Origin of the sequence: Pseudomonas sp. Marseille-Q1929, assembly GCF_017316265.1 — a bacterium.
Lineage (GTDB): Bacteria > Pseudomonadota > Gammaproteobacteria > Pseudomonadales > Pseudomonadaceae > Aquipseudomonas.
On sequence record NZ_JAFLWU010000043.1, the window covers coordinates 24,430 to 35,138 of the forward strand.

The following is a 10,709-nucleotide window of genomic DNA, read 5'->3' on the forward strand; positions in this document are numbered from 1 at the left end:
ATGCAATGAAGGGAAACGATCAGGCAGGGCGCCAGTATGACCAGCGCCCCGCCCCGCCCATGGCGCGATAAGACACGGGTAACGGCGGTATCTCGCTGTTTTGATTTGGGATTCACACGTACAGGTCAATCGCCGAGCGGGCCAGCTGCACCTGTTGCACCACCACCGGTTCGGCCACTGGCGAGGTGTCGCTGCGGCTGAACGCTGACGGCTGCGGATCACGCTGCGCACTGCCGCGCGAGGACTGATCGCTGACCGACGCCTGCCCCAGCGCAATGCCCTGGCTCGCCAGCGCCTCGCGCAATTGCGGCAACGCCTGCTCCACCGCCGCGCGCACCGAGGCATGGGCGACCTGGAACTGCGCCTGGGTGGTGCCGTCGTTCAGATCGAGGCTGATGGACAGTGGGCCGAGGTCGGCGGGGTGCAAGTGCAGGTCGACTTGCCTGTCGCCACGGCTGACCATATCGACCATCTGCTGGCCGAGGTCGGCGGCCCAGTCGGTGCTGCCGACTGCGGCGGCGACGACCAGATCGTTGTCGGCGACGGGGGCTGCGACCGGGCTGGCCGGTGCCGGCGCGAGGCTGAACACGCCAGGCGAATCAGGGTTGTCGGGTTGGCTGTCGTCAGCCTGCGGGCGCACCTGCGGGATCGCCTCCGCCACGGTGGCGACCAACGCGGGCATGGCGTCCGGCAGGTCCACCGGTTCTGGCGTGTCGGGCTCATCCTCCGCCGCGACCGGCAGGCTCGGGGCCTGGGTTGGCGCGCGGCTGATCACGGGCTCGGGCGCGGTCGGAGTGACGTTGACCGGTACCGGCAGGCTAAGCGGAATCGGCGGCGCGACGATCACTGCCGAAGCGTCCAGTTGCCCGGCGCTTTCGATCAGGGCCATGCGCTGGCGGATATCGTCGAGGGTGCTGTCAGCCGCCGTCGTTGGTTTTGTCACTTCGGCTTCAGCCACCGGTTCATCCGGCAACACGGGCGGCAGCTCAGCCTCGGGCTCTTCCACGGGCAGCACTTGCACGACGACCGGCGCAACGGGCGCAGGGGCGACGGCCACAGGCGGCTGGACCGGAACCGGAACCGGCGCCTGCACCACCGGCAACGCTTGCGGCACCGGCGCAACCACCTGGCTCAACACCGCCTCAAACGAATCCGCCAGCGCCACCGGCGCCTCCACGGCAACACTGTCCGCCACCGGCGCGGGCGCAGCAGTCGGCACTAACGTCGCGAGAATATCCATGTTGTTCCTTAAAGACCGCTATCGATGGAAGAAGGAAACGCCGCAACCCGGCGCCGCAACTGGCTGGCCAGCTCATCGGACTGCCGTTGCTCCACCCGCCCCGCCAGCACCTGTTCCTGCTGGGCCCGCCGCGCCAGCAGCGCTTCAATCGAGCTGACCTTGCGCCACTGCGCCATCCACGTGAGCTGGTGATGGGCGACTTGCTTGCGATGCCGCTCCAGGCTTTTTTGCGCGCGCTCCACCGCTTCTTCCAGCGACTGCAAAAAGCCGCGGTAATTGGTCAGCGCCGACGGGCTCATGCCATCGCTGGCCAACTCCACTTGCAAGTTCTGGCGGTATTCCTGCTGGTACTGGTCGAGGGTGCGCAACTGGTTGATCACCTGCTGCTCAGCGCTGCGGCTCTGCGCCAGGGCGCGGGCCGCGACGTCTCGGGCCTTGGCGGCCATTTCGATCAGCAGGTGCAGCGATTGATTAGCCATCGGTGATTACTCGAAAAGGTCAGTTGCCGGGGAACAACAAACTGAGGCCGTGCAGGGTCTCGTCGACGCTGGCGCGGTCATCAATGCGTTGTTGCAGGAAGCGCTCGATATGCGGGTACAACCCCACGGCACGGTCGAGTTGCACATCGTGGCCCTGGGCGTAGGCGCCGACGCTGATCAGGTCGCGGTTGCGCTGGTAACGCGAGAGCATCTGCTTGAGCTGGTTGGCCTTGCGCTGCTGGGCGTCGCTGGCGATGGCGGTCATGGCGCGGCTGATGGACGCTTCGATATCGATGGCCGGGTAGTGCCCGCTTTCGGCCAACTGGCGCGACAGCACGATATGCCCGTCGAGGATCGCCCGCGCCGAGTCGGCAATCGGGTCCTGCTGGTCGTCGCCTTCGCTGAGCACCGTATAGAACGCAGTGATCGAACCGCCACCCGGCGGGCCGTTGCCGGTGCGTTCCACCAGCTTGGGCAACTTGGCGAACACCGACGGTGGATAACCTTTGGTGGCCGGCGGCTCGCCCACGGCCAGGGCAATTTCGCGCTGGGCCATGGCGTAGCGGGTCAGCGAATCCATGATCAACAGTACGTCCTTGCCCTGCTCGCGAAAATCCTCGGCAACCCGCGTCGCATACAGCGCGCCTTGCAGGCGTTGCAACGGCGATGTGTCAGCGGGAGCCGCCACCACCACCGAGCGGCGCAGGCCCTCTTCACCGAGGATATTGTCGATAAAGTCCTGCACTTCGCGGCCCCGCTCGCCAATCAAGCCGACCACGATCACATCGGCCTGGGTGTAGCGCGCCATCATGCCCAGCAGCACCGACTTGCCCACGCCGGAACCGGCAAACAAACCCAGGCGCTGGCCACGGCCGACGCACAGCAAGGCGTTGATCGCACGAATGCCGACGTCGATCTGCCGATCAATCGGCGCCCGCTTGAGCGGGTTCAACGGCTGCGTATGCAAGCCGGCGTGATGGGCGCCGAGCAACGGTCCGCGCCCGTCCAACGGCTGGCCGCCGCTGTCGAGCACGCGCCCGAGCAAGGCCATGCCCAATGGAAAACTGCGATTGCCACCGCCTTCGTCCGCCGCAAAGACCCGTGCGCCGGGTTGCAGGCCGTGGATTTCCGCGAGCGGCATCAGGTACAGCGTGTCCCCGGCAAACCCCACCACTTCGGCCTCGGCGAACACGCCTTCCAGCTCGATGCGACACGCCCCGCCCAACGGCAGGCGCAGGCCCACCGCTTCCAACACCATGCCGGTGGCGCGGGTGATGCGCCCGCTGCGCAGGTGCGGCGCGACCTGCAAGGCTTGGCCGTGCAGCGTATCGAGCACACCGCTCCAGCGCGCGAGATGCGGATTCATGGCAACGCATCCAACACGCGCTCGACGTTGCGAGTGAGCAGCGCCAGGCGCGACGGCCGCGACGCATCCAGCTCACCGCCCGCGCTGACCACCCGGCAACCGCCCGCCTGCATCGCGGCGTCGGCGTGCAACACCCAGCCCGCCGCGTCGATCTGTGCGCCGAGGCTGTCCTGCACGCGTTGCAAATCGTCGGGGTTGAGCCACAGCTTGGGCTTGCCGGTGAGTTCCAGGTCGCTGTCGAGCAGGCGTTTCACCAATACCAGCACCTGTTCCGGCTGCGCGTTCAAGGCTTCGCCGGCCAACTGCTCGGCGGCGTCCAGGGCGATGCGCACCAGTTGCCGGGCGATCTGCGTGTCCAAGGCTTTCAACGCTTGATCAAAATTGCGGCACAGCTCCAGCAGCGGTTGCAGGGTCACGGCAATCTGCTGCTGCAACTCCACGGCAGCGGCTTGGCGACCTTCGTCCAGGCCCAGTGCATAACCCTGCTCCACACCTTGGGCGTGCCCGACTTGCTGGGCCTCGGCGATGGTTTTTTCGCGCAGCACCTGCATCTCCAGCTTGTGCTGGAAGGCTTGCTTGCGCAGGCGTTCGCGGTGGCTGCCGTGGGGGTCGTCGCTGGCCGCCGCCGGGCTGCCCAGCGGGTCCATCTGCCAGGGTTGCCAGCGCTCAGACATAGGTGTCGTTGCCGCGTGCGGTCACGATGTCGCCACTGTCGGACAAGCGCCGCACCACGGCGAGAATGGCCTTCTGTTCGGATTCGATCTGCGACATGCGGATCGGCCCGCGCGCTTCCATGTCCTCGCGGAACAACTGCCCGGCACGCTGGGACATGTTGTGCAGGAAGCGTTCGAGCAGCGCCGGCGGCGAGCCCTTGAGGGCGATGGCCAGGGAATTCTGATCGACCTGCTGCAACAGGGTCTGGATGCCACGGTCGTCCACGTCGATAAGGTTTTCGAACAGGAACATTTCGTCGAGGATCTTCTGCGCCAGGTCGTCGCTGTGTTCGCGCACGGTGCCGATGGCCAGCTCTTCGTGGGCCGAGCTCATCAGGTTGAGGATCTCCGCCGCCGTGCGCACGCCGCCCATTTTGCTGCGCTTGAGGCTTTGGCCGTCGAGCATCACGCCGAGCACTTCGGTGAGTTCCTGCAACGCCACCGGCTGCACGCCGCTGAACGTGGCGATGCGCAGGATGATGTCGTTGCGCAGGCGGTCCGGCAGCAATTGCAAGATGTCCGAGGCCTGGTGACGCTCCAGGTGCACGAGGATGGTGGCGATGATCTGCGGGTGTTCGTCGCGGATCATCTCGGCCACCATCGAGGCTTCCATCAGGTTGAGCTTGTCGATGCCCGAACCGGTGTTGGTGCTTTCGAGGATATCGTCAATCAGGCTGGCCGCCCGCTCGCTGCCCAGGGCCTTGGTCAGCACGGCGCGGATATGGTCGCTGGTCTGGATATTAATGGCGGCGTACTGGTCGGTCTCGTCCATGAATTCTTCGAGCACCTGGCGCATTTCTTCATGGGACACCTGGCTCAGGCGCGCCATTTCCATGCTGATGGCCTCGACGTCTTCGCTGGGCAAAAACTTGAACACTTCTGCCGCGCTGTCCGCATCCAGGGACAGTAAGAGGATGGCGCTGCGCCGCGAACCGCTGATCTTGCTAGTCATTTTTCTTCATCCATCCGCGCACGATCATGGCCACCAGTCGCGGGTCTTCGGCCGCGATCTGTTGCAGGCTCTGCATGTTCTGTTCGTACACCGCCGACTTGCGCGGCAATGTATGCGGGGCGTTTTCCTGGCCGGCGACCACCAGGTTGGTGCCGGTGCTGGACGGTACCAAGGCCGTGCCCGGCTCGGCGTTGCTCGCCAACAGCGCCTGGGTGTGCGCCGCGTTGCGTCGCTGCATCGGGCGCAACACGATCCACCACAGCGCCAGCGCCGCCAATGCCACGGCGAGGTAGCGCAGGCCGGTGCTCAGCAGGTTGTAGGCCTCGGGGGTTTTCCACCACGGCTGTTCATCGACGCTGGTATCGGCCTCCACAAACGGGCTGTTGATAACTTGCAGTGCATCGCCACGGCTTTCGGTAAAACCCATGGCCTGGCGCACCAGGTTGTTGATGCTGTCGAGTTCATCCTTGCTCAGCGCTTCGCTGGTCGGCTTGCCGTCCTTGAGCACCGTGCGGTAGTTGACCACCACCGCCGTGGTCAGGCGCTGCAGGGTGCCCAAGCTGGACTTGACGTGCTCGACGTTGCGGTCCACCTCGTAGTTGATCATGCGCTCGCTTTGGCTGGCGCTCTTCGCGGTTTTCGCCTCCGGCGTCGCAGCGCTGCCGCCCGCCGGGGTCGGCGCGTTGGCCTTGGTCGGAGCCGGGGTGTTGGGCGGTGAGTTGGTCAGCGCGCCGGGCACGCCACGGCCGGCATCGTCGCCGTCCTGCACATGCTCGGAGGTTTGCTTGCTGCGCACGGCGGCGGCGTTGCTGTCCTGGTTCGGCGCGTAGCGTTCGGCGGTGCTTTCGCGGCTGGAAAAATCCACCTGGGCGACCACTTGGGCGTGCACGTTCTGGCTGCCCAGCAGCGGCGTGAGGATGTCTTCGATGCGGCGCTGGTAGGAGCGCTCGATCTCGTGCACATAGTCGAGTTGCGAACCGTCGACGCCGCTGTTGTCCCCATGGGTCTGGGACAGCAGGCGGCCGTTCTGGTCGACCACGGTGACCGCGTCCACGCTCAGCTCCGGCACGCTGGAGGTGACCAGATGCACAATCGCGCTGGTTTGGCTCGGCCCGACTTCGCGGCCGGGTTGCAGGGTCAACACCACCGAGGCGCGGGCGGCTTCGCGATCGCGCACAAATACCGATTGCTTGGCCATCACCAGGTGCACCCGCGCCTTGGCCACCGGGCCGAGGGACTCGATGGTGCGCGCCAGCTCGCCTTCCAGGCCGCGCTGGTAATTGAGGTGTTCAGCGAACTGGCTGACCCCGAAGGCTTGCTTGTCGAGCAATTCAAAGCCGACGCTGCCGCCCTTGGGCAAGCCTTGCTCGGCCAGTTGCAGGCGCAGGGCGCCCATCTTGTCGCTGGGCACCAGGATGGTATTGCCGCCTTCGCTGAGGCGATAGGGCACGGCGCGCTTGTCCAGCTCGCTGATGATCTGCCCGCCGTCGGCCTCGCTGAGGCCGGAAAACAGCACGCGGTATTCCGGCTGGCGCGCCCACAGCAGCAAGGCGACCACCACCGCGATCACCGCCGCAGCGGCCATCAGCAACGGCACCAACGGTTGGCGACGGAACAGCGTGGTCAACGCATCCAGGGGTTTGACAGGGACCGGGGTCGCCAGGTTTTTTTGCGCGCCTTTGGCCAGGACTGCGGTACTCACGAAGGTAGGGCCTGTGCGAAAGACATTGCAGCGTCCGGTAACAGTAGTAGGCGGCCATTCTGGCGAAAACGGCCAAAGCCAAAGGCCGGAAAAGCCACTGCTTTTGCGGTCAATTGGGCGAATGTGCCCGGGGCCAGGCTTGTTAACCTGCTGGCCTGATAGCAACTTGTGGAACCGGCACCATGAACCCATCCGCCCTGACCAATGCCCTGCAACAACTGTCGCTGCTGGCCGAACAGGCCGAAGGCGCGAGCGCACAACGCAGCGCGCCCGCCGGTGGTTTTGCTGGCGAGCTGCAGTCGTCGCTGCAGCGCATCAACCAGTTGCAGCAGACCGCCACCCGTCAGTCCAACGCGTTCCAGGCCGGCAGTGAATCGGTGTCGCTGAGTGATGTGATGGCCGATTCGCAGAAAGCCAGCGTCGCGTTCCAGATGGGCGTGCAGGTGCGCAACCGCCTGCTCACCGCCTACAAGGACGTGATGGCGATGCAGGTCTGAAAAAAATCGGCGCGCCCCTAAAGACGGGCCCGCGATTGGCCGATGTTGCGTTCAAACGCACCCCAGGACAGGCACACCCATGGCAACCACGACCTCCACCACCTCGTCGACTGCAACCATTACCTCTCTCGGGGTCGGCTCCGGCCTTGACCTGGACAGCATCCTGACCAGCCTGGAAGAGTCCAAGGAAGCCAGCCTGCTGACGCCCATCACCAATCAGGAAACCTCGGTCAACGCCGAGATCACCGCCTACGGCACCCTGACCAGCGCCCTGACCAAACTGCAAACCGCCGCCGAAGCCCTGGCCGATTCCAGCCTGTACACGTCGTTGACCACCAGCCTGTCCGGCAGCGGCGTGACCGCCGCGACCACCAGCGACGCCGTCGCCGGCACGTACAAGCTGGAAGTGACCCAGTTGGCCCAGGCCCAGAGCCTCACCACCGATGGCGTCGCGAGCAAGACCACGGCCCTCGGCACCGGCACCCTGACCTTGCAAGTGGGCACGGCCGACGCGGTGTCGATCACCCTGAGCAGCAGCAACAACACCCTGGAAGGCATTCGCACGGCGATCAACGCATCCGGTGCTGGGGTGACCGCGTCCATCGTCAACGACGGCACGGGCACGCCGTACCGCCTGGTCTTGACCTCGGACAGCACCGGCACCGAGTCGGCCATGACCGTGACCTACAGCGGCGACGACAGCAGCGATACCGCCTCCAGCCTGTTCGGCTACGACGGCAGCACGGGCAACATGACCCAGACCGTCGAAGCCCTGGACGCCGAGCTGACCATCAACGGCATCGCGGTCACCAGCCAGAGCAACACCGTCGAAGACGCGTTGCAAGGCGTCACGCTGAACCTGTCCGCCGTCGGCAGCTCGCAAACCCTGACGATTTCCCAGGACACCGACGCGATCTACGACGCCATCGAATCATTCGTCAGCGCCTATAACAGCTACGTGTCCACCGTCGACACCCTCACCTCCTACGACGCCGATGCCGACACCGCGGGCGAGTTGCTCGGCGACTCGACCACGCGGCGCATCAGCACCAAGCTCAGCAGTGACCTGTACAGCGCGGTGGGCAGCGGCACCTTCAGCTATTTGTCGCAGCTGGGTATTTCCCTGGAAGTCGATGGCACCTTGCTGATCGACGAAGACACCCTGACCAGCGCGATCACCGACAACATCGATGGCGTCTCGGAGTTCTTTGTCGGCACCGATGGCAAGTCCGGTTTTATCGGCCAGATGACCACCGACCTCGACACCTACCTGGACGAGGACGACGGCCTGATCGTGGCGCGCACCGACAGCCTGGCGACCAAGCTGGAGCAACTGGAAGACCGCTACGACGAAAAACAGGCGCTGATCGACTCCGAAATGGCGCGCTGGACCGAACAGTTCACCCAACTCGACACCCTGATCGCGTCGCTCAGCTCGACTGCGGACTACCTCACCACCCAGTTCGACGCCCTGAACAGCGACAGCTGATGACCCACCCGGAGCACACGAGATGAACGCCTATCGAGACGCGAATGCCTACGCCAAGGTGGGCGTGGAAAGCGGCATTTTGGCGGCCTCACCCCACCAGCACATCGTGATGCTGTTCGACAGTTACCAGGCCACGCTGCGCATCGCGCGCCTGCACTTGCAGGCCGGCAACATCGCCGCCAAGGGCCAGGCCATCACCAAGGCGATCAACCTGGTCAGCCAGGGTTTGCGCGGCTCGCTGAACCTGGAACAAGGCGGCGAGATTGCCGCACAGCTGGACCAACTTTACGACTACGTGGTTCGCCTGCTGCTGCGCGCGAACTTGAACAATGACGATGCCGCCCTGAACACCGCCGCCGAGTTGCTGGAGAATGTCGCCGCAGCCTGGCGGGCGATTGGCACGCAGACCGAGGAAGCGCAGTAGACATGATGCAATCACAACTGATCGCGGCCTACGAACAACTGCTCGAACAATCGCAGCGTTTGCTGGAGTGCGCCAAACACGCCGACTGGGACGGTATCTTCGCGTTAAAGTCCCAGGGTTTGATTGACGCCGCTTACTTGCGCCGCGCGCAAGACCAAGTTGACCTGGATGCCAGCGGCCAGCAATACAAACTTGAACTACTCAGCCAGATCCTCGCGCTCGAAGAGCAAGTTAACGGGTTCTTGCATGCGCGACAAAATGACCTGGGTGAGTTGATGCAAATCAATCGGCGCAAGAGCAATCTAAACAACGCCTACGGTGCATCTTCCAACCAAGTGATACCAATAAGCCATTATTTGTATCGAAAGAAATAACAAACACCTACACGCTGCATCTACGGGCGACACATAAGTGTGAAAATATCTTTGAGGTAGGCTAAAACACTGAAAACAGACAAGAAATATCATTCCTCAGTCTGTTATCGTACGGCGTACTTAATACTTTAGAAAAAATTAAAAAAACGGTATTCACGGCCAGCTAGCGGATGGTCGGGAGCATGAATAACCGAATAACGCTACACCCAGGCACTCGTTGTACAACTCAAACAGCCTGACTTTAGTACTTGTCGATTTGCAGCACTGTCTGCCAGAGGTCATGCCATTAGGCGTGCCGAACTGTAGTACCCAACGGGAGGGGTAGAAAGTTGCCAAATACCAACACTGAGCTTGAAGACATCCAGGACCTGAACCTGTCCTATTTATTACTGGCACAAAATCTATTGCGCAAAGATCGCGAGATCGCGATTTTCCGCCTGAAACTCAGCGACCCCATGGCCGACCTGCTGAGCAAACTCAGCAGCAAGCAAATGACCCAACTGGCGCGGGTCAACCAGTTGATCTGTCGCCCGGTGTTTGAAGAAACCGAGCGCTTGTCCAAGGTACTGGGCAACGCCCGCGAACTGGGCATGGTCGAGATCCACTCCGCGCTGCTGATGGCGTCCGCCGAGCGCAGCGGCGATTTGCGCATCGGGGAAGGCTGACCCATGTCAGACAAAAGCCTGGTCACCGAAATGCAGCAAGTGCAACTGGCCATCGAACTGATTGAGCTGGGTGCACGGCTGCAGGTGCTGGAAACGGAGACCACGCTCAGCCGAGGCCGCCTGATCCGACTCTACAAGGAAGTACGAGGCGCCTCTCCCCCCAAGGGCATGCTGCCCTTCTCCACCGATTGGTTCGTGACGTGGCTGCCGAATATTCATTCGTCACTGTTCTACGGCATTTACCGCAGCCTCATGGAAATTGGCGGGCATCGCATCGACGCCTTCGTCAAAGCCTATCGCCTGTACCTTGAACAGGTCGGCGACCAGGAAGGCGAGCTGGTGCTGGGCCTGACCCGGGCCTGGACCCTCGTGCGGTTCTTTGAAAGCGACATGCTGGAGTTGATCCGCTGCTCGTGTTGCTCCGGTGAGTTTGTGGCGCACTCCCATGCGCCGGCGCAGCACTATGTGTGCGGTATTTGCCAGCCGCCGTCGCGGGCGGGCAAGACTTTGAAGCGCAGGGATATTGATGCGCAGCTACTGGCGAATCTGCCGCCGATGCGCAAGGCCTGAGACCACTGCTGCTTTTAAATGTGGGAGCTGGCTTGAACTGGTCCAGTAATTTCGGACATTCTTTTCGGTTCTCACGCTGCTAGCTTTTCCGCCGCTATCGGTGAGTGATAACCGTTGTAGCTGTGGCGCCTTACGCTGTTGTATCGCGCCACATATCGGTTGATGTCTACCTGGGCCTCGTACTCAGAGCTATAACCTCCCTCGGGCACCCATTCGGACTTCAAACTGCCAAAAAAAC

13 protein-coding genes are annotated in these 10,709 nt (G+C 63.3%); 6 read left to right on the plus strand and 7 right to left on the minus strand.

The annotated features are described in order from the left end of the window. Positions 1–112 precede the first annotated feature (112 nt). Genes J1G37_RS27340 through fliF form a run of 6 tightly spaced genes read right to left on the minus strand, consistent with a single transcriptional unit; the run spans position 113 to position 6,452 of the window. Positions 113–1,240 (minus strand): flagellar hook-length control protein FliK, encoded by a 1,128-nt coding sequence (locus J1G37_RS27340; protein WP_207046727.1) that lies wholly within the window; start codon positions 1,238–1,240, stop codon positions 113–115. Positions 1,241–1,248: 8 nt separating this feature from the next. Continuing rightward, positions 1,249–1,719, minus strand: a complete 471-nt coding sequence (fliJ, locus tag J1G37_RS27345; protein WP_207046728.1) for a flagellar export protein FliJ — start codon at positions 1,717–1,719, stop codon at positions 1,249–1,251. A 19-nt stretch (positions 1,720–1,738) separates the two neighbouring features. Next, complete coding sequence (fliI, locus tag J1G37_RS27350) at positions 1,739–3,085, minus strand: flagellar protein export ATPase FliI (protein ID WP_242551765.1); 1,347 nt, start codon at positions 3,083–3,085, stop codon at positions 1,739–1,741. Continuing rightward, on the minus strand, positions 3,082–3,759 hold the full coding sequence (locus J1G37_RS27355) for a FliH/SctL family protein (RefSeq protein WP_242551766.1): 678 nt from the start codon (positions 3,757–3,759) through the stop codon (positions 3,082–3,084). Before J1G37_RS27355 ends, fliI begins: the two co-directional genes overlap by 4 nt. Continuing rightward, positions 3,752–4,750 carry a flagellar motor switch protein FliG gene (fliG, locus tag J1G37_RS27360; RefSeq protein WP_017735852.1) on the minus strand — a complete coding sequence of 333 codons (999 nt, stop codon included), beginning with the start codon at positions 4,748–4,750 and terminating at the stop codon, positions 3,752–3,754. The genes J1G37_RS27355 and fliG overlap by 8 nt, the downstream gene beginning before the upstream one ends. After that, a complete protein-coding gene (gene fliF, locus J1G37_RS27365; protein ID WP_207046730.1) occupies positions 4,743–6,452 on the minus strand; it encodes a flagellar basal-body MS-ring/collar protein FliF in 1,710 nt (569 codons plus the stop codon). Before fliF ends, fliG begins: the two co-directional genes overlap by 8 nt. A 182-nt stretch (positions 6,453–6,634) precedes the next feature. Here fliF and fliE point away from each other — a divergent pair, with 182 nt between their 5' ends. The 6 genes from fliE to flhC all read left to right on the plus strand — a co-directional run bounded on the left by fliE (position 6,635) and on the right by flhC (position 10,471). Continuing rightward, a complete protein-coding gene (gene fliE / locus J1G37_RS27370; protein ID WP_017735854.1) occupies positions 6,635–6,949 on the plus strand; it encodes a flagellar hook-basal body complex protein FliE in 315 nt (104 codons plus the stop codon). Positions 6,950–7,028: 79 nt separating this feature from the next. Continuing rightward, complete coding sequence (gene fliD, locus J1G37_RS27375; RefSeq protein WP_207046732.1) at positions 7,029–8,438, plus strand: flagellar filament capping protein FliD; 1,410 nt, start codon at positions 7,029–7,031, stop codon at positions 8,436–8,438. A 22-nt stretch (positions 8,439–8,460) separates the two neighbouring features. Further along, positions 8,461–8,862: a flagellar export chaperone FliS gene (gene fliS, locus J1G37_RS27380; protein ID WP_017735856.1), complete on the plus strand. Its 402-nt coding sequence runs from the start codon at positions 8,461–8,463 to the stop codon at positions 8,860–8,862. Positions 8,863–8,864: 2 nt separating this feature from the next. Beyond that, on the plus strand, positions 8,865–9,236 hold the full coding sequence (fliT, locus tag J1G37_RS27385; protein WP_017735857.1) for a flagellar protein FliT: 372 nt from the start codon (positions 8,865–8,867) through the stop codon (positions 9,234–9,236). A gap of 329 nt (positions 9,237–9,565) precedes the next feature. Then, a complete protein-coding gene (flhD, locus tag J1G37_RS27390) occupies positions 9,566–9,901 on the plus strand; it encodes a flagellar transcriptional regulator FlhD (protein WP_207046733.1) in 336 nt (111 codons plus the stop codon). Positions 9,902–9,904: 3 nt separating this feature from the next. Continuing rightward, complete coding sequence (gene flhC, locus J1G37_RS27395; RefSeq protein ID WP_017735859.1) at positions 9,905–10,471, plus strand: flagellar transcriptional regulator FlhC; 567 nt, start codon at positions 9,905–9,907, stop codon at positions 10,469–10,471. Positions 10,472–10,542: 71 nt separating this feature from the next. Here the strand turns inward: flhC and J1G37_RS27400 are convergent, their stop codons facing one another. Next, positions 10,543–10,695, minus strand: a complete 153-nt coding sequence (locus J1G37_RS27400; RefSeq protein WP_242551771.1) for a hypothetical protein — start codon at positions 10,693–10,695, stop codon at positions 10,543–10,545. Between the last annotated feature and the right edge of the window lie 14 nt (positions 10,696–10,709).

Coding starts and splice junctions, on each gene's coding strand:
- J1G37_RS27340 (WP_207046727.1), bottom strand. CDS start 1,240: ATGGATATTCTCGCGACGTTAGTGCCGACTGCTGCGCCCGCGCCGGTG.
- fliJ (WP_207046728.1), bottom strand. CDS start 1,719: ATGGCTAATCAATCGCTGCACCTGCTGATCGAAATGGCCGCCAAGGCC.
- fliI (WP_242551765.1), bottom strand. CDS start 3,085: ATGAATCCGCATCTCGCGCGCTGGAGCGGTGTGCTCGATACGCTGCAC.
- J1G37_RS27355 (WP_242551766.1), bottom strand. CDS start 3,759: ATGTCTGAGCGCTGGCAACCCTGGCAGATGGACCCGCTGGGCAGCCCG.
- fliG (WP_017735852.1), bottom strand. CDS start 4,750: ATGACTAGCAAGATCAGCGGTTCGCGGCGCAGCGCCATCCTCTTACTG.
- fliE (WP_017735854.1), top strand. CDS start 6,635: ATGAACCCATCCGCCCTGACCAATGCCCTGCAACAACTGTCGCTGCTG.
- fliD (WP_207046732.1), top strand. CDS start 7,029: ATGGCAACCACGACCTCCACCACCTCGTCGACTGCAACCATTACCTCT.
- fliS (WP_017735856.1), top strand. CDS start 8,461: ATGAACGCCTATCGAGACGCGAATGCCTACGCCAAGGTGGGCGTGGAA.
- fliT (WP_017735857.1), top strand. CDS start 8,865: ATGATGCAATCACAACTGATCGCGGCCTACGAACAACTGCTCGAACAA.
- flhC (WP_017735859.1), top strand. CDS start 9,905: ATGTCAGACAAAAGCCTGGTCACCGAAATGCAGCAAGTGCAACTGGCC.